The organism is Oceanospirillum linum (assembly GCF_001995095.2).
In the GTDB taxonomy this organism is placed as follows: Bacteria; Pseudomonadota; Gammaproteobacteria; order Pseudomonadales; family Halomonadaceae; genus Oceanospirillum; species Oceanospirillum linum.
Map to the genome: position 1 here is coordinate 627717 of NZ_MTSD02000001.1, position 19503 is coordinate 647219.

Annotated in this window: 17 protein-coding genes; 12 read left to right on the plus strand and 5 right to left on the minus strand. The window is 49.0% G+C overall.

Going from position 1 to position 19503, the window contains the following annotated elements:
- Window positions 1-5 precede the first annotated feature (5 nt).
- Entirely contained in the window at window positions 6-2483 is a 2478-nt protein-coding gene (locus BTA35_RS02935; RefSeq protein ID WP_077242915.1) for an LPS-assembly protein LptD, read from the minus strand.
- Window positions 2484-2806: 323 nt separating this feature from the next.
- On the opposite strand from BTA35_RS02935, the gene BTA35_RS02940 reads away from it, so the two are divergent.
- The 3 genes from BTA35_RS02940 to djlA are packed head-to-tail and all read left to right on the plus strand — an operon-like array spanning window position 2807 to window position 5509.
- The gene (locus BTA35_RS02940; RefSeq protein WP_077242916.1) at window positions 2807-3865 is read left to right on the plus strand and encodes an aminoglycoside phosphotransferase family protein; all 1059 of its coding nucleotides are present in this window, start codon (window positions 2807-2809) and stop codon (window positions 3863-3865) included.
- Between the two features lies 1 nt (window position 3866).
- Window positions 3867-4580 (plus strand): nucleotidyltransferase family protein, encoded by a 714-nt coding sequence (locus BTA35_RS02945; protein ID WP_077242917.1) that lies wholly within the window; start codon window positions 3867-3869, stop codon window positions 4578-4580.
- A gap of 5 nt (window positions 4581-4585) precedes the next feature.
- The gene (gene djlA, locus BTA35_RS02950; protein WP_077242918.1) at window positions 4586-5509 is read left to right on the plus strand and encodes a co-chaperone DjlA; all 924 of its coding nucleotides are present in this window, start codon (window positions 4586-4588) and stop codon (window positions 5507-5509) included.
- A 48-nt stretch (window positions 5510-5557) separates the two neighbouring features.
- Here djlA and BTA35_RS02955 read toward each other — a convergent pair whose 3' ends face one another.
- On the minus strand, window positions 5558-6817 hold the full coding sequence (locus BTA35_RS02955; RefSeq protein ID WP_077242919.1) for a DUF3530 family protein: 1260 nt from the start codon (window positions 6815-6817) through the stop codon (window positions 5558-5560).
- Window positions 6818-7129: 312 nt separating this feature from the next.
- Here BTA35_RS02955 and rpe point away from each other — a divergent pair, with 312 nt between their 5' ends.
- The 7 genes from rpe to BTA35_RS02995 all read left to right on the plus strand — a co-directional run bounded on the left by rpe (window position 7130) and on the right by BTA35_RS02995 (window position 15734).
- Window positions 7130-7804, plus strand: a complete 675-nt coding sequence (rpe, locus tag BTA35_RS02960) for a ribulose-phosphate 3-epimerase (protein WP_077242920.1) — start codon at window positions 7130-7132, stop codon at window positions 7802-7804.
- 79 nt (window positions 7805-7883) lie between these two features.
- Complete coding sequence (locus BTA35_RS02965; protein WP_077242921.1) at window positions 7884-8558, plus strand: phosphoglycolate phosphatase; 675 nt, start codon at window positions 7884-7886, stop codon at window positions 8556-8558.
- A gap of 290 nt (window positions 8559-8848) precedes the next feature.
- Entirely contained in the window at window positions 8849-10333 is a 1485-nt protein-coding gene (trpE, locus tag BTA35_RS02975) for an anthranilate synthase component I (protein ID WP_077242923.1), read from the plus strand.
- Window positions 10334-10438: 105 nt separating this feature from the next.
- Entirely contained in the window at window positions 10439-11023 is a 585-nt protein-coding gene (locus tag BTA35_RS02980; protein ID WP_077242924.1) for an aminodeoxychorismate/anthranilate synthase component II, read from the plus strand.
- Between the two features lie 107 nt (window positions 11024-11130).
- Entirely contained in the window at window positions 11131-12177 is a 1047-nt protein-coding gene (gene trpD / locus BTA35_RS02985) for an anthranilate phosphoribosyltransferase (protein ID WP_077242925.1), read from the plus strand.
- 34 nt (window positions 12178-12211) lie between these two features.
- Window positions 12212-13009: an indole-3-glycerol phosphate synthase TrpC gene (gene trpC / locus BTA35_RS02990; protein ID WP_077242926.1), complete on the plus strand. Its 798-nt coding sequence runs from the start codon at window positions 12212-12214 to the stop codon at window positions 13007-13009.
- Window positions 13010-13325: 316 nt separating this feature from the next.
- A complete protein-coding gene (locus BTA35_RS02995; protein ID WP_160054935.1) occupies window positions 13326-15734 on the plus strand; it encodes an EAL domain-containing protein in 2409 nt (802 codons plus the stop codon).
- Between the two features lie 67 nt (window positions 15735-15801).
- On the opposite strand, the gene crp is transcribed toward BTA35_RS02995, so the two are convergent.
- The gene (gene crp / locus BTA35_RS03000; protein WP_077242928.1) at window positions 15802-16434 is read right to left on the minus strand and encodes a cAMP-activated global transcriptional regulator CRP; all 633 of its coding nucleotides are present in this window, start codon (window positions 16432-16434) and stop codon (window positions 15802-15804) included.
- A gap of 205 nt (window positions 16435-16639) precedes the next feature.
- Here crp and BTA35_RS03005 point away from each other — a divergent pair, with 205 nt between their 5' ends.
- Together BTA35_RS03005 and speD are read left to right on the plus strand one after the other, a co-directional pair.
- Entirely contained in the window at window positions 16640-17059 is a 420-nt protein-coding gene (locus tag BTA35_RS03005) for an OsmC family protein (RefSeq protein ID WP_077242929.1), read from the plus strand.
- A gap of 154 nt (window positions 17060-17213) precedes the next feature.
- On the plus strand, window positions 17214-18002 hold the full coding sequence (gene speD / locus BTA35_RS03010) for an adenosylmethionine decarboxylase (RefSeq protein WP_077242930.1): 789 nt from the start codon (window positions 17214-17216) through the stop codon (window positions 18000-18002).
- Window positions 18003-18129: 127 nt separating this feature from the next.
- On the opposite strand, the gene BTA35_RS03015 is transcribed toward speD, so the two are convergent.
- Together BTA35_RS03015 and coq7 are read right to left on the minus strand one after the other, a co-directional pair.
- Window positions 18130-18519 (minus strand): hypothetical protein, encoded by a 390-nt coding sequence (locus tag BTA35_RS03015; RefSeq protein ID WP_077242931.1) that lies wholly within the window; start codon window positions 18517-18519, stop codon window positions 18130-18132.
- A 132-nt stretch (window positions 18520-18651) separates the two neighbouring features.
- Window positions 18652-19299: a 2-polyprenyl-3-methyl-6-methoxy-1,4-benzoquinone monooxygenase gene (coq7, locus tag BTA35_RS03020; protein WP_077242932.1), complete on the minus strand. Its 648-nt coding sequence runs from the start codon at window positions 19297-19299 to the stop codon at window positions 18652-18654.
- Window positions 19300-19503: the final 204 nt, after the last annotated feature.

Genomic DNA, 19503 nt, shown 5'->3' on the forward strand with positions numbered 1-19503 from the left:
TATCACTAATAACCGGCACGAAAACCTGGAATAAATCCGGCAGCCCGCTTATAAGGTTCACCCTGACCAATACCACCAAAGCCTTTCAGTAACAGCTCAATACGTACGCTATTATCAAAGGCCTCAGGGTCATCGTAGTCATCACCTTTATAGTATTGGTGCCGAGCCAGACGGACGGACCAACAACAACTCTCATACTCAATCCCGGCAATACGCTCCAGGTGTCGCCCTTGCTCAATATCCCTTCGAATAACGCCAAACGCTCTCCAGTTTGTGCTCAATGGTGCAATCAGACCAAGATCTGCTGTTTCTTCATAAGACTCCCCACTACCCTCGGCACAGCTAAAATTCAGGCTGCAATCTGTATAGCTTTTAGTATGCCGTAATAAAAAAGACACTCCGGACGGGTGATTCCCTATGATCTTACTCTCTCTTTTTTCCAGAAAAAATAATGTGTTATCAGTATTCCATTGTGTGGAAACATCTAATGTCAGCCAGTCTAAAGGATAATAACTGACTGCAGCAACCAAAGGAGAGACCAGGCGGGTGTGCTGGTAGTCAAGCTCAGCCTGAGGGTCAGCCGAGAGCGTAACAGTACGCTCCTGAGCATAGAAAGCCTGCCCCAGAGAAAGATTTAAAACTTCACGACCAGAAACATCGTCGATGAATCGCGATGTAATACCCAGAGCGAGTTTTTGCAGATCCCCCTGCCGGTCAATTCCTGAGAAACGGGTATCACGAAATAACTGGTTACGATCAAAATCATACTCGGAGGTATCAAAAAGAGGGATATCATGCTGATCCTCAGTCGGAGCGTAAACCAGTTTTACCCTAGGTTCTAAGGTTTGAATATACCCCTTACCGAAGGCGTTCATATCACGTTCAAAAAGCAGGCCGGAATCCACGGAAAAAGTCGGGATAAATCGTTGCTGACGATCACTGATATCATCAGGCTGACCTTCCAGAGCGTATTGGCTGTACCCTCCCCGAAGATCCAGCTGGCTATATCCCCAGAGCGCGTCTGCACGATAACTAAGATAAGGCTCCAGATGCGTACGCTGAGCTGTCAGGTCACTCCCCCAGCTGATCTCACCGGTATCCGGATTAACACTGCCGGTATAATCACTGCCATCATGAATATCCCTCTCAAACCAAACGGCCTGATTACGACTGCCATAACTTAGAGCAGCGTTTCCTGAGGCATAGTTTGCCTGCAACTCCGGTAATTTATAATACTCACGATCAGCATCAGCAAGATCCGAATCAAGCTCCTGAAACCCCTGCAATCGAGCAATATAATGCCAGTTTCCCTGCCGGTACTGAGTTTCCGCTAATTGATCCAGCGACTCGGTATTAGCGTCATCAAAGTTAGCTTCAAACGCATGAAAATAATCATCATCAGAGGCATGGGCATAATCGATACGGTAAATCCAATTATCCGCTAGGTAGCCTTTCGCTTCGTAGGCAAATAGCTCACGCTTTTTATTCTCATAGAGAGGGTCTGAGGCAAGAAAATCATACGTGATCATGCCGAAATGGTTTTCAGGTAAAAGGTAACGCCACTCCGTCCCCAAATGAGTTCCACGCTCCTGATACCAGTGCGGCGTTAAGGTCGCATCATAGTTCGGAGCCAGATTCAGATACAGGGACTGCTTATACTCCTCAACCCCCTCACCACCAACTGAGAAAGTAGGCATCAGCAAGCCCGTATGTCGGCGGTCATCGATAGGAAATCTGAGATAAGGCCAATAGAAAACAGGAATATCAGCCAGCTCAAGACGGGCATGACTGGCAGTACCAAACCCGGACTCATGGTCCAGCTCTATTTCAGAGCCCACCAGTTGCCAGCTGTTATCTCCGGGGGTACAGGAGGTATAGCTCCCATTATCAATAACAACTAAACCCTCATCGGTTCGATGCATACGCTGAGCAACTCCCCGGGCATTATTCTGAAAAATCAGATACTCAGCCTTTTTAAGGTCAAAGGTTTTGGTATTGTTATTCAGTATACCTGACTGGCCATAGATCAGACCTGAAGACTGGCGAACAACAACGTGACCCGATGCTGATATCTGCGTTCGATCAGCACTAATCGTTGCCTGCTCCGCCGTTAAAAATCCATTCGCTGTATCGGCTTTAACATCACCTTCCAATATGACTTTGCCATCGGCCTCATAGCTGGCCTTTCTGGCTGTAATCTCATGATTAGGCTGGTCAATAATATCCGGGTGGACATACAGCCCCTGGCACATCCCTTTTGTCGATTTTCTTTGCTCAGCCGTTAGCTGATGATAGGGCACCCAGTCCAGATAATAACCTTGCTGCCCGATAGGCTCTGCCGCCCGCAACGGCGAAAGTGAGAGACCTATAGCCCATACAAACATACAACCTTTTACCGCCATCCACACCTCAGGTGTCAGAGGCTGCCCAGATAAAAAGGCAGAGCGTACGGCAAGATCTGAAGATGAAGCTGACAATTTCAAACAAGATCCTTACTGTAGAGTTGTTTTCCCGCATGGGCCTTAAAGTTGTTTTCCCGCATGGGCCGTTGGATGAAGCTAAAGGCGAAGTATTATAGCGACTTTAAATAGTCACGGCTTGCGGAGTTTACTTCATTGCCATCGGTAGCCCAACGGGCTCAGCTAAAAGCTTTTCTTTGCCGACGCCGCCCTTTAAATTTTCTGCCCGGGGCGATTCAGGGAAAATAATCAGAATGCCAAGTGTTTACTATTGCGTAATAGCCAACTCAATTCTATGGGCAGCGGCAGGTGCATTTGACATAATACGATGTCAATAAGGAGACCCCATGAACGCACGCTATACTCAGCTTTGCCAATGGCTGACTCAAGTATCGAATATCAATCAACCAGAGCTTGAGAAAGTTGCCGGTGATGCCAGCTTCCGTAGCTACTACCGACTGTCTGAAAAAAACGGGCTCCACTCCGGCAAAGACACCTCTTATATCGTAATGGACGCACCGCCACCAGAAGAGGATTGCGCTCCGTTTGTCCGTATTGCGCAACATTGGTTCCAACAAAACGTCCGTGTCCCTGAAATTATTGCTCAGGATATTGAACAAGGCTTTCTGCTTCTGGAAGATTTTGGCGATAACCAGTTACTCAGCAACCTGACATCGGATACCCAGGCTGCAGGCAGTCTGTACCAGGACGCCTTTGAGGCTTTAATCGCGATTCAGAAAACAACCACACCAGTACTCCCTGATTACAACTATGAGCTGCTGATGCAGGAGATGGAACTGTTTAAAGAGTGGTTCTGCAAACAATGGTTATCGTTAGAACTCGATGAAGAAGAGATCAGTTTACTGGATCAGACCTTCGGGCACCTCTGTCATAGCGCACTGCAACAACCCCAGGTTCCCGTTCATCGGGATTACCACGCCCGAAACCTGATGCTTACGCCGGAACGCCATATCGGTATTATCGATTTTCAGGATGCCGTTCAGGGCCCAATCACCTATGACCTGGTCTCTCTGTTAAAAGACTGTTATCTGCACTGGCCAGCCAGCGCCGTCAACCAATGGCGAAACCTTTATCTGCAACAGGTTAAATCCGAAGGTTTACTATCCCGGGATTATCCTGAGGAACAATTCCGGCAAGAGTTCGACCTCATGGGCGCTCAACGCCATATCAAAGTACTGGGTATATTTTCCCGCCTCTGGTTACGGGATGGAAAAGCAGGTTATCTGAACGATATACCACGCACTCTTCAGCACCTGTTAGAGGCAACCGGTGAGCACCAGAGCCTGAGTCAATTCAACCAATGGCTGCTTGATCGCATTGTGCCAGCGCTCAATGAGAAACAACACAGATCACACAAAACATGGCTACCCGAGGAAAACACCTAGCATGCAAGCGATGATTCTGGCCGCAGGGCTGGGCAGCCGTATGCGCCCGCTCACCGATCACACACCTAAACCTTTGCTCCCTGTGGCCGGGAAGCCTTTACTGGAGTATCAGATTGAGCGCCTGGTTAATGCCGGCGTTGACTCTATTCTGATTAACGTCAGCTACCTCGCCAACCAGATAGATGACTTTATCCATTCCCGGGACTGGCCTATTCCCATTGGCCTCTCCCATGAAGAGCATCCACTGGAAACCGCAGGAGGCATTCAGAAAGCACTTGAGCAGGGAAATCTTGACCCGGGCAAACCGATCCTCCTGATCAATGGTGATATCTGGTGTGATTACAATTTCAGTAACCTTTCTGAACTCCCTCCCCATTCCTCAGGCCACCTGATTCTGACCCACAACCCGCAGCATAACCCTGACGGTGACTTTTTACTGGCAGGCGATGGCACCGTACATCCAAAACGAGCCCAGATCCCATCTCAAGTCGACTCAATGATCCCATTAACATTTAGTGGTATTAGCTTGCTGGCTCCAGAGCTTATCCCTTCCAGCCAACAGCAACCACCGCCATTGGCTCTGGGGCCAATATTAAGATCTGCGGCAGAGTTGGGACTGATTACCGGGGAGCACTTCGAAGGTTACTGGCTGGATGTCGGCACACCCGAGAGGCTGCAGGAGCTGGAAGAAAAAATCCTTAAGGGCAGGGAGTAAACAATATGAAATACCGGTTTCCATTCTCATTAAAAATCACCGGTCTTCTGACTGGAATGCTGACCTGGGGATGGAAAGGAATGATCATAGGTTTTCTGCTTGGCTATCTGCTGGATAGAAAGCTGACAAAGTATTTCAGTAAAAACACGCAGCCCCCTTATGGCAAACGCTATCGTAGCAAAGATGAACAGCTCTTTTTTCAGATCACCTTCCAGATGCTGGGTTACCTGGCTAAAGCTAATGGCAAGGTTTCACAGCAGGAGATCAGCATCACAGAACATATCATGTCATCAATGGCACTATCAGGGGATGAACGTCTGGCAGCCATTACTGCGTTCAACATAGGCAAAAACCAGCAGAGCCCCCCTAACCACCTTCTTAAACTATTCAGAAAACGCTTTAAGCACCGCACGGGCAAAAAAGCGGAATGGTTGCACTACCAGTTTCAGCTACTTTATGCCGAAGGCAGAGCCGAGGTGCGATTAGTGGAAACCCTGGGAATGAGTGCTTTTTACGCAGGAATATCACCGGAACAGTTTCAAACACTACGGCAGCAATACCGAATGGCCTGGCAGGAAAGCCAGCGTCGCCCCTATAACACTTCATTTACCGGCAGCAACACATATCAAGCCGGTGCTGATAAAAGCCGTGAACACAGAGAGCACAAATACCAATACAGGCATCAGGCTTTCAACAACGACGTGTCCCCCGGCGCAGAGCTTGCGGCAGCTTATCATTTGCTTGGGATATCACCTGACGCCGACTCTGCCAGCCTGAAGAAAGCCTTTCGCCAGAAAATATCCAAAGTACATCCGGATAAGCTGGCTGGCAGAAATGCCAGCCCAGAGGAGCAAACCCAGGCCAAAGAGCTATCTCAGCAGCTCCAGTCCGCTTATCAGCGGATTAAAGAAAGTCGCAAGGCTTTGTGACAGTCCACCTTTTGACAGCCCGTTTCAAACCGTTCACTTTTACGATGATCAATAGCGCGAGCGCTCCATACGCTCCTCATACAAGGAGCGAATTGGCCCTTTAATATAGGAATCTTCAGGCTCTCGCTCATCTCCTTCAAACTGATACAGATAATCCAACCATCCCCTCAGGGACTGAACAACCCGACGGTCTTTCGCTTGAGTTTGACCAGACTGTAAGCCTAAACCGCCCAAGCGGGTCTGACGATAGTAGGGGTTCCCCGACCGGCGGGCAAAATTCGCCCTCTCTTCCGCAAAGAGCTTATCGAAACGATTATCATCATAGTAGAGATCCAGTATCGGCCGTTGTTGCGCCAAAAGGAGTGAGGGCAGATCCACCTCAATATTATGCTGAGGCATATGGGGCTGAATCATAACGACCGCCTGCTCTGGTGGTGCAGGATTATCTTTCAGATAATCCATAATCCAGACGGCGCCTACACCATGCCCCACATAAACAATCTGCTCATAGCCCTGGCCTTGCAGATGAGCTACTGCGGCTCGAATTCGTGCATCAATACGATCAGCAAGAGGGCCTTTATCTTCAACCGGTACAAAAGTCGGCTTAGGTGGTGGCCAGTCAGCTTTCGTACCTCCCTCACCTTCTTCTGAATCACCTAACTCATCACCTTCCTCATCAGGCGCAGTTTCCGGCTCAGCAGTATCTTCCACGCCCTCTTCATTAAAGTCGTCGTCACCCTCTGAAGCATCACTCTCTTCTTCGTCTTCCTCACCTTCAGGGAGCCCCATAAAAACCTGGGTAGCCGGTAGCGTTCGCTCCGGAATCTCCGCCGGGCCAGGGCTTGGAATCGCAACCGAAAGCGTTGCCCAACCAAAGTCTGGCATCTGAGTCCGGACAGGGTTAACCACCATAGGCCAGTCAGGATGTCCGTCCTCTATATGAAGAATGACCAGGGCACCATGAGCTTTTGGCGTATTCTCAGGGTGGTAGAGTGCTAAAAACTCTTCCTGGTTTGCCGTCAGCTTCAGCACCTCTCTTGGGTCGGCCTGCTGTGCCAATACCTCAAAACGGGTTTTCTCAGCATCGGGAACCACATAAGGCTTCGGTGGTTCCTTCGGTTTTGCCGGCTCCTCCTGAGCATCTTCACCATCAAAAGGCTCCTCTTCTGCCGCATAAGCAAAAGGGTTCAGAGCAAGAGATGCCAACCCCAGCATCAACAGACTGTAACGCAGAGCTTTAACAGGCTTTATCAGCCTGACTCCTGCCAGCTTTTCAGAGACGCCACCTATCCATCCCGATTGAACCATGCCTTTTTCCTGTTCCGCTATAATTCTCTAACGATAACGCTGGCAATATCAGACACAGTCTGTGTAAAAAAACAGAGTCGTCAGCCAACGATGATAACTGCAGTATAAATAACATCCTGACGATTAAGAACCCGCATCACCAGCAAGGCAACAAAAAGACACGACATACAACATTGGATAAATGTTAATGGTACAGCACGCAATACAACAAGATTGGCAGATAGCACTGACGATCACCTTTCGTTAAAATGGCGCCACCTGAACCTCAGCCCTACGGCTGGCCCGAATATTTAAGACCGATGAGAGTAACTGATGTCTGATTTCAAAATCGCACCCTCCATTTTATCCGCTGACTTTGCCCGCCTGGGTGAAGAAGTCGATAACGTTCTGGCCAGCGGTGCCGACGTGGTTCACTTTGATGTGATGGATAACCACTACGTTCCAAATCTGACGATCGGCCCTATGGTCTGTAAAGCTCTGCGCAACCACGGCGTTACCGCTCCCATCGATGTACATCTGATGGTCTCTCCGGTTGATCGCATGATCAGTGACTTTATTGATGCCGGCGCCAGCTGGATCACCTTCCACCCGGAAGCATCCGATCATATTGACCGCTCTCTCTCAATGATCCGCGATGGCGGCTGCAAATCCGGTCTTGTTTTTAACCCAGCGACACCATTGCACTATCTGGATTACGTACTGGACAAAGTCGATATGATTCTCTTGATGTCGGTAAACCCGGGTTTTGGCGGTCAGAAGTTTATCCCCGGCACACTGGATAAGCTGCGTCAGGCACGAAAAATCATCGACGAGAGCGGCTACGATATTCGCCTTGAGATCGATGGCGGCGTGGGCATTCAGAATATCCGTGAAATCGCTGAAGCGGGTGCTGACACCTTTGTTGCCGGTTCTGCCATTTTCAACACCGATGATTACAAAGCCACCATCGACGCCATGCGGGCTGAGCTGGCCAAAGTAGAACGCTAATTTCCGGCAGATTAAAAAGCATTCCGTTGAGTGCTTTTTTACATTTGCACCATCAGGCGAATCAACCCCAGGTAACCCTATGCACTCTCTACTTTCTGATATTCAGCTACTGGCCTTTGATCTTGATGGTACTTTGATTGATTCCGTACCGGATTTAACCGATGCGATTGATCAAATGCTTATCGGACTGGATCGCCCCAAGGCAGGTCAGGATAAGGTGCGCAGTTGGGTCGGCCAGGGTGCAGTGGTTCTGGTCAAGCGGGCACTGGCAGACGGCTTGGAGATCGACCGGATCGACGAAACCTCAGAGCTGTTTATGCAGGCCCATGGCGCATTCATGACCGCTTACGGTGCCAACAAGGGTGCAAAAACCCGCTGCTATGACGGTATTTTCACGCTACTGGATCATGCCAAAGCCCGGAATATCCCCATGGCACTGATCACGAACAAGCCCTATCGCTTTGTCCCTGAGATCCTTGAGCAACTTAATCTGGATCGCTATTTCAGTCTGGTTTTAGGCGGTGATTCTCTTGAAGAGAAAAAACCATCGCCTCTGCCTCTGCTGTTCGCCGCTGAGCAGCTGAAGGCCGACCCCGCCCAAAGCCTTATGATCGGCGACTCAATTACCGATATCTCTGCCGGACAAAAGGCAGGCTTTAAAACCGTTGCGGTCCGATACGGTTATGACCATGGATTACCAGTAGACCAATGTGGGGCTGATCTTGTGGTTGATTCATTAGCTGAGCTGGTATAACTTAGGCGCTTTAATAGCAAGAATATATAGCTTATCAAGCTGTTAGCGCGTCTGGTTATATAAGCGCGGCAGACTCTCAACATTAACATCCTCTATAAAACGGGCCTGATATGTTTCCTGACAAATCACTGGGATTGATGCGCGAGGTAAAACGCTGGCGATGGTGAAGCTCACACGGCGTGTGTTAGTGCCACTCTTTTTTGCAGAGTTCAGGCCTGCCATACCGCTGCTTTCACAGATATTCGTTTGCGCTTTATTTCCCATTTATACCGTGACAGGAAGAAAAAATCATGACCCCGGAACGCTTCTCTGAGCTGGCCGAGCAAGGCTACAACCGCATCCCTCTGGTACGTGAAGTACTGGCTGACCTCGACACACCATTAAGCACCTATCTGAAACTGGCCGACCAGGCCTACAGCTATCTGCTGGAATCCGTCGAAGGTGGAGAGAAGTGGGGCCGCTATTCCATTATTGGTCTGCCCTGCCAACGCCGCCTCCAGGTTCGGGGCCACGAGGTCACACTATATGAGGGCAATACGGTTCTGGAACAGAGTCACCAGGATGATCCCCTGACTTATATCGAAGAGTTCCAGAAACGTTTCTCCGTGCCGGAGCTGGATAACCTGCCACTGTTTACCGGAGGCCTTGTGGGCTACTTCGGTTACGACACCGTACGTTACGTGGAAAAGCGTCTGGTTAATATTCCGGAAAATGATCCTATCGACGTACCGGATATTCTGCTGCTGATCTCAGAGGAGGTTGTTGTTTTCGACAACCTGAGCGGCAAGTTGTACCTGATTGTTCACGCCAATACAGAACACAAACGCCCGCTGGAGAAAGCTCGCCAGCGCCTGAACGAACTGGAGCGCCAGCTGCGCTCACTTGCCGTTTCCTCCTACAGCGTTGGCACCGGTCGAACAACACTGGAAAGCGACTTTAAATCCGGTTTTACCGAAGAAAAATTCAAAGAAGCGGTCAGCAAAATCAAAGAGTACGTACTGGCCGGCGACATCATGCAATGCGTTATTTCTCAGCGTATGTCGACACCCTTTGAAGCCCAACCGCTGGAACTGTACCGCGCCCTGCGCTGCCTGAACCCTTCCCCTTATATGTTCTTCTTTAATCTGGATGACTTCCATGTGGTGGGCTCCTCGCCAGAGATCCTCGCCCGTGTTGAAGACAATCTGGTTACCGTGCGCCCCATCGCCGGCACCCGCAAACGCGGCGCTACCGAAGCGGAAGACAAGGCACTGGAAGAGGAGCTGCTGGCCGATCCGAAAGAACTGGCCGAGCACCTGATGCTGATCGATCTGGGCCGCAACGATGTGGGTCGTATCGCTCAGACCGGTAGTGTCACCCTGACCGACAAGATGGTGATCGAGCGCTATTCCCACGTGATGCATATCGTCTCCAGCGTCACCGGTCAGCTGAAAGAAGGCATGAGCGCCATGGATGTATTGAAGGCCACGCTGCCCGCAGGAACCTTAAGTGGCGCGCCCAAAGTGCGCGCTATGGAAATTATTGACGAAATGGAACCTGTGAAACGAGGCGTCTATGGTGGTGCCGTGGGTTACCTTTCCTGGAACGGAAATATGGATACAGCCATTGCGATCCGTACCGCTGTAATCAAAGATCAGATACTGCATATCCAGGCAGGAGCGGGTGTCGTAGCAGACTCCGAACCCCGTTTAGAGTGGAAAGAGACCATGAACAAGGGACGGGCAATCTTTAAAGCCGTTGCGATGGCGGAAAAAGGACTCGACAACCCGGATTAGCCCCAGAACCAGACGCTTTATCAGAAACGGTTCTCATATAAACGCTATTCAAAGACTTAAGATAATTCTGACGACCAATAGGTAGCCAGAATACAGGTACAGACCATGCTGTTAATGATCGATAACTACGACTCTTTCACTTATAACGTTGTGCAATATTTTGCCGAACTCGGTGCAGATGTTCAGGTCTACCGTAACGACGAAATTACCATCGAACAGATCGAGGCCCTGAAACCGGATCATCTGGTGATCTCCCCTGGCCCCTGCACACCCAACGAAGCGGGTATCTCTGTAGCAGCCATCAAGCATTTTGCCGGTAAGCTGCCCATCCTTGGAATCTGCCTTGGCCACCAGAGTATCGGGCAGGCCTTTGGCGGTAAGGTGATTCGCGCCCATGAAGTCATGCATGGAAAAACGTCCCCTGTTCACCATATTAATGAGGGTGTTTTCACCAAGCTGGATAACCCGTTCCGGGCTACCCGCTACCACTCTCTGGTAGTCGAGCGGGACAGTCTGCCGGAGTGCCTTGAAGTCACTGCCTGGGTGAATAACGAAGATGGTACTCCCGGTGAGATTATGGGCCTGCGTCATAAAACCCTGGCAATTGAAGGTGTGCAATTCCACCCTGAGTCGATTCTGACTGAACATGGCCATGATATGCTGCAGAACTTTCTGCATCAGACCTTGTGATACGAACAGTCTTAACCTGATTTAAAGACAGAAGCAGCCCAAAGAGGCTGCTCTGAAAGCTGACAGTAATACGGCCTACAAGCCGCGCTATTACAGGACCCTGGAACATGAATATTCAAGATGCCCTGAACAAGGTAGTTGAGAAGCTGGATCTGAGTCGTGACGAGATGCGTGATGTTATGCGCCAGATCATGACCGGCCAGTGTACCGATGCTCAGATTGGAGGCTTTCTCGTAGCACTTCGCATGAAAAGCGAAAGCATTGAGGAGCTCACCGCAGCCGTAGAAGTCATGCGTGAACTGGCAACCCCTGTAGCGCTGGAAATCCCGAATGCGGTTGATACCTGTGGTACCGGTGGTGATGGCTCAAATCTGTTTAATGTTTCCACTGCCTCCGCCTTTGTAATCGCAGCAGCAGGAGGCCATGTCGCCAAACACGGAAACCGCTCTGTTTCATCATCCAGTGGCAGCTCGGACCTGCTTGAAACAGCGGGTATCAACCTGAATCTGAAGCCAGAGCAGATCGGACGAGCGATCAGCGAAGTCGGGGTCGGCTTTATGTTTGCCCCTAACCATCATAGTGCCATGAAGTATGCTATCGGCCCGCGCAAAGAGCTGGGCATGCGGACTCTGTTTAATATGCTCGGCCCAATGACTAATCCTGCAGGTGTAAAGCATCAGGTTATCGGTGTTTTTACCGAAACACTTTGCCGCCCCATGGCCGAGGTGCTCAAGGCTCTTGGCAGCAAACATGTCCTTGTCGTACATGCCAAAGATGGTTTAGATGAGTTCTCGCTCGCCACCAGTACCCACGTGGCCGAGCTTAAAAATGGTGTGGTAACGGAGTACAAAGTTACGCCGGAAGACCTAGGTCTATCCAGTCAAAGCCTGGTCGGACTGGATATTAAAAGTTCGGATGACTCCCTCAATCTGATCAGAGATGCTCTGGGTAAACAAAGCTCAGAGACTGCGGAAAAAGCAGCCGATATGATCGCCCTTAATGCTGGGGCCGCGCTTTATGCTGCAGATATAGCGGACAACCTGAAAGAGGGCGTTGCCATGGCGCAGGACGCGATAGCCAGCGGTCTTGCCGGTGAAAAAATGAAAGAGCTGGCCAGCTTTACCCACGTCTTTACCAATAACCCGTCGTTGTAAACTAATTAGCCAAAGCGATCTCAGGAGACCTCCTTTGAACACCCCGACTATTCTGAAAAAAATTGTTGATCGTAAATGGGAAGAGATCAAAACACGGAAACAGGATATCTCACTGGAAGCTATGCGGGATCTGGCATTCGCTAATCAGGATGCCCCCCGGGGGTTTGCTGATGCACTGGCCCGAAGTCTGAAAGCCGGTCGCTCAGCTGTCATTGCCGAGATCAAAAAGGCCTCCCCCAGTAAAGGCATCCTAAGAGAAGATTTCCATCCGGCAGATATCGCCATCAGCTACGAAGAGGGTGGCGCCAGCTGCCTGTCAATTCTGACCGACCATGATTTCTTTCAGGGCCATGAGGATTACCTGAAGGAGGGTCGCGCAGCCTGTGACCTTCCTGTCATCCGCAAAGACTTTATTGTAGACCCGTACCAGGTATTTGAGGCCCGGGCTATTGGTGCCGACTGTATTTTGCTGATCGCCGCCTGCCTGGATGATGACACCCTACGGGAGCTTAACCTCCTGGCCCATGAACTGGATATGGATGTGCTGATTGAGGTTCACGATGAGGAGGAGCTTATGCGCGCGCTAAAACTCCCCAACCGGCTGATCGGTATTAACAACCGGAACCTTCACACCTTTGATGTCAGCCTTCAGACCACCTTTGATCTGCTGGAGAAAATCCCTGAGGATCGTATTGTTGTCACTGAAAGCGGCATTCTGAAAAAAGCAGATGTCGATGCAATGCGCGACCATAACGTTAATAGTTTCCTTGTCGGAGAAGCCTTTATGCGCACTGACAATCCGGGTGAGACATTAGCAGAATTTTTTGCCTGACCCCGTGGCAAATTAGCTGGAGAGAACGCCATTGGGCATAACTCGCCTATCGTTTTTTCTCCAGCTTCTGCTCATCGGATACCCAACCCACACCCCGTCCCCTCAACACCTAATATCCGGTCTGTCATAGTATCGTCGTGCAGAGTTCATAAACTTTTCAGATGAAAAGACACAACTGCAAAAGTATAAACTACTTGCCTGTTGTGCCTCGGTTTCGCATACTGGGTTCCATATTTGAGGCATTCACCTATCTGAAACAACCTACTCTTTACGAGTTACAGGCCTTGCAGATTTCATGCAATAACGGATGTTTGATTTGAAAAAATCAGCACTACACAAACGGCTCTCATACAGACAGGCTAAGTTTACTGTCATTGTCGCCCTGTTATTGGGTCTGATATTCAGCGGTATTCAAATTGCGATCGATATCAGTCATAGCCGTGAAAGCATGGATGACAAAGTTCAACAGGTCATTTATCTGGTAGAGGAGTCTGCCGTACAGGCCGCCTACAACATTGATAAGGACCTGGCTGAACGCGTTGTAAAAGGCCTGATCAATCATGCTTATATACACTTCGCTCAGATTCGCCTGGATGATAACAGTGTATTAGCGACTTCAGATACACCGACCTATGATGACAGCGTTATGTCTCAAATCATGGAGAAAGACCGCCGCTCTTATGCTGTTCCTCTGGTCACTGTTTTTGAAGAGTCCCCCGTCGGCACCCTGATCGTGGAAACCGACCCGGAAGCATTAAGCCATGATATCTTCGACAGAGGTGTCGTGATCCTCTCTACTGGCTTTCTGCGTAATGTCCTTCTGGCAGTCTGCCTATTCTTTGTCTTCCATACACTCATTAGCCGCCCTCTGACACGCTTGTCTGACAGCCTGATACTGCTCAAAAAAAAGCACCATGCGGATCAACAGATACCCAGACTGAAGGGGCATACCGATGACGAGCTGGGCTTTCTGGTTGACAGTTTTAATGAACTCTGGAATTCACGAAATCAGGCGGAAGAAGCCCTCAGAAGCAGTGAGCAGTTCAATCGGGATGTGATGAACAGTATTGGTGATATGCTGATCATATGTGAAGCCGATTTCTGCATTTACAATGCCAACCATAATGCGTTCCAAACCCTGGGTTTTAGTAAAGAAGACCTGGTCGGCAGCAATATGAGGAACCTGTTCAGCACAGCACAGCTCCCTAAACCCCTAGCAGCACTAACATCCGATACAGATTTAATCCATGAGGTCTCTCTGGAGGGGCAACTTGTCAGCCTCAAGGGCCACCTAATACCTGTTGAAATCAAAGCGCGCCGTATTGAGCTGAATGGTAAAACCTATATTCTGGCTTTATCACGGGATATCTCTCTGCGCAAAGAGCAGGAAGCCCGTATTCATCATTTAGCTTATTTTGACTCTTTGACCAGCCTGCCGAACCGTAGCCACTTCCTCGACCGAATGCATCAGGTTCAATCAAAAAGTCTGCAGCATAATATGTACAGTGCCCTGCTGTTTATCGATCTGGACCGTTTCAAAAACATCAATGACTCTCTGGGCCATGATGTTGGCGATAAACTTCTTATTGTCGTTGCGTCCCGATTAAAAGAGATGATGCGGGAGGAAGATACAGTTGCAAGATTGGGGGGTGATGAATTCGTTGTCGTTCTGCCGGAGTTAGCAGAACAGCAGGAACCAGCGGCACTGAGTGCCCAACGCATCACTAACCGCATTCTGGAAGTGATGGCTAAGCCTTTTCATATCGACCAGCATATTCTGCATATTTCAGCCAGCATCGGTATTCGCTTGTTCCCGGATGATGATAACGACATAAAGAATATTGTGAAGCAGGCAGATACTGCCCTTTACCGGGCAAAATCCAATGGTAAGAACACCTTCCATTTCTACCGTCCCAGCATGCAACTGTTAGCAGATCAGCATCTTGCGATGGAGCGGGCTTTGCACACAGCACTGGAGCACAACGAATTCTACCTGCATTACCAGCCTCAGGTTGACCACAATTTCAGCATTATCGGGACCGAAGCATTAATTCGCTGGCAACACCCGGAGCAAGGGTTTGTACCTCCGGATCAGTTTATAGGGCTGACAGAAGAAACCGGCCTTATCATTCCCATCGGATGCTGGGTACTACAGCAGGCCTGCACACAGCTGGCTCAGTGGCAGGAACAGAAACTATGCCCACCTCACTTCCGCATGGCGGTTAATATCAGTGCCAAACAGTTTGACCACCCTCAATTCCTCAATATGCTTTCTGATGTCATTAACAGAACCGGAGTTGATCCAAATAAGTTGGAGCTTGAGTTAACCGAGAGCTTACTGGTAAAAAATATGGACGCCACCATCATTCGTATGGATGCCATTCGTGCCATGGGGATCGCGCTTTCTATTGACGACTTTGGTACAGGTTACTCCTCGTTGAAATACCTTAAGCAGATGCCGATCAATCAGCTTAAAATCGACAAATCTTTCGTAATGGACCTGCTTACCGATGCAAATGACCGAGCAATTACAGAAACGATTATAGCCATGGCTTCCCATCTGCAGATGGATATCATCGCAGAAGGGGTAGAGGATGCTGCGATTATGGACTTACTTGTCAGGCTGGGCTGTAAACACTTCCAGGGTTATTACTTCAGTCGCCCGGTTAGTGCTGAAAATTGCTCTCAACTGCTTCAGGTTCAAAAGTTACCTTTAGGTAGCTAAGCCTCGTAAAAGATCTTATAGCAGATAGCACCCTGATAGCTTTGATACTGACAGGATACGGCCCTTATCACCGAGTCCCGTACACCACCATTGTTTTACCACTTGCTGTGACCAGCCCCTTTTCTTCAAGGTCTTTGAGCACACGCCCAACCATCTCACGTGAGCAACCCACAATGCGGGCGATCTCCTGGCGGGTTACTTTAATCTGCATACCATCAGGATGCGTCATAGCGTCTGGCTCTTTGCATAGATCCAACAATGTGCGGGCAACCCGGCCGGTAACATCCATAAAAGCCAGATCTCCGACTTTACGGGTCGTATTACGCAAACGGACAGCAACCTGGTTACCCAACACATACAGCAGGCTCGGATCTGTTTTTGTCAGCTCTTTAAAACGGCTATAGCTAACCTCTGCGACCTCAACATCGGTCTTCGCCTTAACCCAGGCACTTCGACGACTGATCTCATCAAAAAGCCCCATTTCACCAAAGAAAGAACCCTCATTAAGATAGGCAACCACCATCTCATGGCCATCTTCATCTTCGATCGATACAGTGACAGAGCCTTTAATCAGATAGAAGAGAGAATTACTCTCATCCCCTGCAGATATCAGTGTTGAGCGTTTAGCGAAACTTCGTCTGTGACTGATCACCAAAAAGTCACTTAGGCCTGAAATCTCCTTTTTTATGGCAGGTAACATAGCAAAAACCCTTTTTTTCTTGCATATATATAATTATGGAGCATGACAATACCCGATCTTTCCTGAAACAACAAAAGCCATTTCCAATAAAGCTGCACTAGTATGCTTTTTTAACGGTAAAACTTGCGCCACCCGGATAGATCAGCGATATTGCCCGTCAACGTTTACCTAAAATGTTAAACCGTAAGCAGGAGAAAACAACAGCATGAAAGCAGTCGTAAAATGGACAGATGGTGTTCAATTTCTGGCGGAATCCGGTTCAGGGCACGCTATTGTAGTTGATGGACCACCGGAAAAGGGTGGGCGAAACACAGGCCCCCGTCCAATGGAACTACTCCTGATGGGCCTTGGTTCATGCAGTTCATTCGATGTTATCGGTATTCTGCAGAAATCCAGACAGGATATTAGTGACTGCTACGTAGAGATTGCCGCAGAAAGGGCAGATACTGTTCCCTCTTTATTTACTAAGATTCACCTGCACTTCGTTATCAAGGGTCGTAGCGTTAAAGAAGCCCATGTAAAGCGAGCCGTGGAACTATCCGCTGAGAAGTACTGCTCAGCGTCCATTATGCTGGCCGCTGGCGGTGTGGAAATCAGCCACGATTACGAAATTATTGAACTGTAAAAGTCTACGAAAACTGCCCTGACTATTTGTATGTTTAAGGGCATTTTTTTTGTGCAATAGGCATTTTTTATAGGCATAATACGCGCCTTTCAAAAATGGCTAGCTCTAGGGTTAGTGGGTACTTAACGAATTTGCACAATGCGAGGTCTCGGGCATGAAGGACAATATTAGGCTTCATGGGTTTAACAACCTTACCAGTTCCCTGAGCTTTAACATCTATGACATCTGCTATGCTAAAACAGAGCAACAGCGTGAAGAATATATCGACTATATTGATGAGCTTTACAATGCTGAACGACTTACGCAGATACTAAAAGATGTAACCAATATTATCGGCGCCCACATCCTGAATATCGCCCGTCAGGATTATGACCCCCACGGTGCCAGTGTCACTGTTTTAATTGCCGAACATGAATTAACCGATGAGTCGGAAAATGAGGTCGGACCAGGGCCACTACCGGAAACGGTTGTTGCCCACCTTGATAAAAGCCATGTCACCGTCCATACCTACCCTGAGAGCCACCCGGACGGCGGTATCAGTACTTTTCGCCTGGATATTGACGTGTCTACCTGCGGTATGATTTCACCGCTGAAAGCCCTGAACTACCTAATTCATAGCTTTGACTCTGATATTGTCACTATGGACTACCGCGTTCGAGGCTTTACCCGGGATGAATCCGGCCGAAAATTATTTATTGACCATCCAATAACATCTATTCAGGACTATCTGTCAGAAGACACCAAGAATGCCTACCAGATGATTGATGTGAATGTTTACCAGGAAAATATGTTCCACACCAAGATGCTACTCAAAGATTTTGCTCTGGATAACTACCTGTTTGGTATCGACAAAAATAAGCTGACCTTTGAGGAGGCGGCAGATATCGAAGCCCGCCTGCGAAAAGAGATGCTGGAGATATTCTATTCCCGGAATATTGAGTAAACGTAACCCCCTCCTCTATACCGGAAACTGTATACGATGGAGGGGATGCTTCCGTTTAATAGCGGTATAGAACACTGTATAAAGAAGTATTAAAGAAAGGATATACCGATTACGCACCTGGCTAACATCAGGCTCGCCATATAAGATCCAGAACGTGAGGCGCCAACAGCATAATCATCAGCCCCGATAAGATAACACCGATAACACAGCCGGTTGCCATAGCTTTACTTCCGGGAAACAAAATTTCCGTTACCCTACCGGCAATGCTGGCCATAACCTGTGAGAAAAAGATCGCGCCATACATCAGTATACTGATCACAACGAACAGGTTGACTGTACTCAGGGCCTGCCACCAAATGCCTTCCGGCTGACTGAAACGGATAAGTGCTTTCACCACTGCCAGGATAATCAGAAAAACACAGCCAACTACAGCATGGTGACGTAACGATAGGGATGCATAAGCGGTTAAGAACGCAGCGATACTGCCGGATACTGATTTATTTAACGAAGCCGTCATCTTAGTTCTCCTTATGAATCAGCACCACATCCTTGCCCATGATGCCAGGGCTGCAGGAGTCAACCGACCTGATAGATCAACGACCCTCCTGCCTTATCTTTAGGACTCTAACCCGAAAAAATCAGAGGTCCGCTAAATCCGGTACACTGACTTCGTCATCACCTTTGACATAAGCTTCATCGCCATCTTAACCGGAACCGGGAAACGTACACCGCCGGCATTCAAAGCCTGGTCCGCGTGCTGTTCTTCATCAATATACATTTGTTCGAGAATAACCCGACTTTTCTGGTCAGCTGAAGGCAACTCCTGCAGGTGGGACTCAAGGTGCTTACACACCTGTTGCTCAGTTGCCGCAACAAAACCAAGGCTGTACTTGTCACCTGCGGCGCCCGCTGCGGCACCAATACCAAACGACAACCCATAAAATACAGGATTCAATAAACTGGGGCGACTACCCAGTTGGCGTATGCGCTGCTCACACCAAGCCAGGTGATCTATCTCTTCCCGGGCAGCCTCTTCCATCTGCTCCCGCACTTCCGGTAGTTTAGCCGTCACCGATTGCCCCTGATAAAGCGCCTGAGCGCAGACCTCACCCGTATGATTGATACGCATCAGTCCCGCCGCGTGTTTCCGCTCAACAGGCGTCATATCCTGCTCTGCTTCAGCCCGAGCTGGGTTTGGGCGATAAGGTTCAGCAGCACCGGGAATCAGTGTTTTCAGAACGGTATCAGCACCAATCAGAATTTTATCCAAAGGTGTATGTTGACGAATATTTTGCATGGGTAAAACCTCACCTGTATCTGCAGAGCATGTTAGCGAATGCCTGCTCGTTCGGCTACGGCTTTATGCGCCCTTTTTAAAAAGCTAATGAGATAAATCAAAATAGATTCAGATGGGATATATCCGAGAAAGCCTGATTATCCGGATAAAAAAGGCATACAGGTGATAACCCTGTATGCCGTACTAAAACAAATTAACAGACTT

What these genes read in the sequence shown, in the direction of transcription:
- BTA35_RS02940 (WP_077242916.1), top strand. Translation starts at nt 2,807, where the DNA reads ATGAACGCACGCTATACTCAGCTTTGCCAATGGCTGACTCAAGTATCG.
- BTA35_RS02945 (WP_077242917.1), top strand. Translation starts at nt 3,867, where the DNA reads ATGCAAGCGATGATTCTGGCCGCAGGGCTGGGCAGCCGTATGCGCCCG.
- djlA (WP_077242918.1), top strand. Translation starts at nt 4,586, where the DNA reads ATGAAATACCGGTTTCCATTCTCATTAAAAATCACCGGTCTTCTGACT.
- BTA35_RS02955 (WP_077242919.1), bottom strand. Translation starts at nt 6,817, where the DNA reads ATGGTTCAATCGGGATGGATAGGTGGCGTCTCTGAAAAGCTGGCAGGA.
- rpe (WP_077242920.1), top strand. Translation starts at nt 7,130, where the DNA reads ATGTCTGATTTCAAAATCGCACCCTCCATTTTATCCGCTGACTTTGCC.
- BTA35_RS02965 (WP_077242921.1), top strand. Translation starts at nt 7,884, where the DNA reads ATGCACTCTCTACTTTCTGATATTCAGCTACTGGCCTTTGATCTTGAT.
- trpE (WP_077242923.1), top strand. Translation starts at nt 8,849, where the DNA reads ATGACCCCGGAACGCTTCTCTGAGCTGGCCGAGCAAGGCTACAACCGC.
- BTA35_RS02980 (WP_077242924.1), top strand. Translation starts at nt 10,439, where the DNA reads ATGCTGTTAATGATCGATAACTACGACTCTTTCACTTATAACGTTGTG.
- trpD (WP_077242925.1), top strand. Translation starts at nt 11,131, where the DNA reads ATGAATATTCAAGATGCCCTGAACAAGGTAGTTGAGAAGCTGGATCTG.
- crp (WP_077242928.1), bottom strand. Translation starts at nt 16,434, where the DNA reads ATGTTACCTGCCATAAAAAAGGAGATTTCAGGCCTAAGTGACTTTTTG.
- BTA35_RS03005 (WP_077242929.1), top strand. Translation starts at nt 16,640, where the DNA reads ATGAAAGCAGTCGTAAAATGGACAGATGGTGTTCAATTTCTGGCGGAA.
- speD (WP_077242930.1), top strand. Translation starts at nt 17,214, where the DNA reads ATGAAGGACAATATTAGGCTTCATGGGTTTAACAACCTTACCAGTTCC.
- BTA35_RS03015 (WP_077242931.1), bottom strand. Translation starts at nt 18,519, where the DNA reads ATGACGGCTTCGTTAAATAAATCAGTATCCGGCAGTATCGCTGCGTTC.
- coq7 (WP_077242932.1), bottom strand. Translation starts at nt 19,299, where the DNA reads ATGCAAAATATTCGTCAACATACACCTTTGGATAAAATTCTGATTGGT.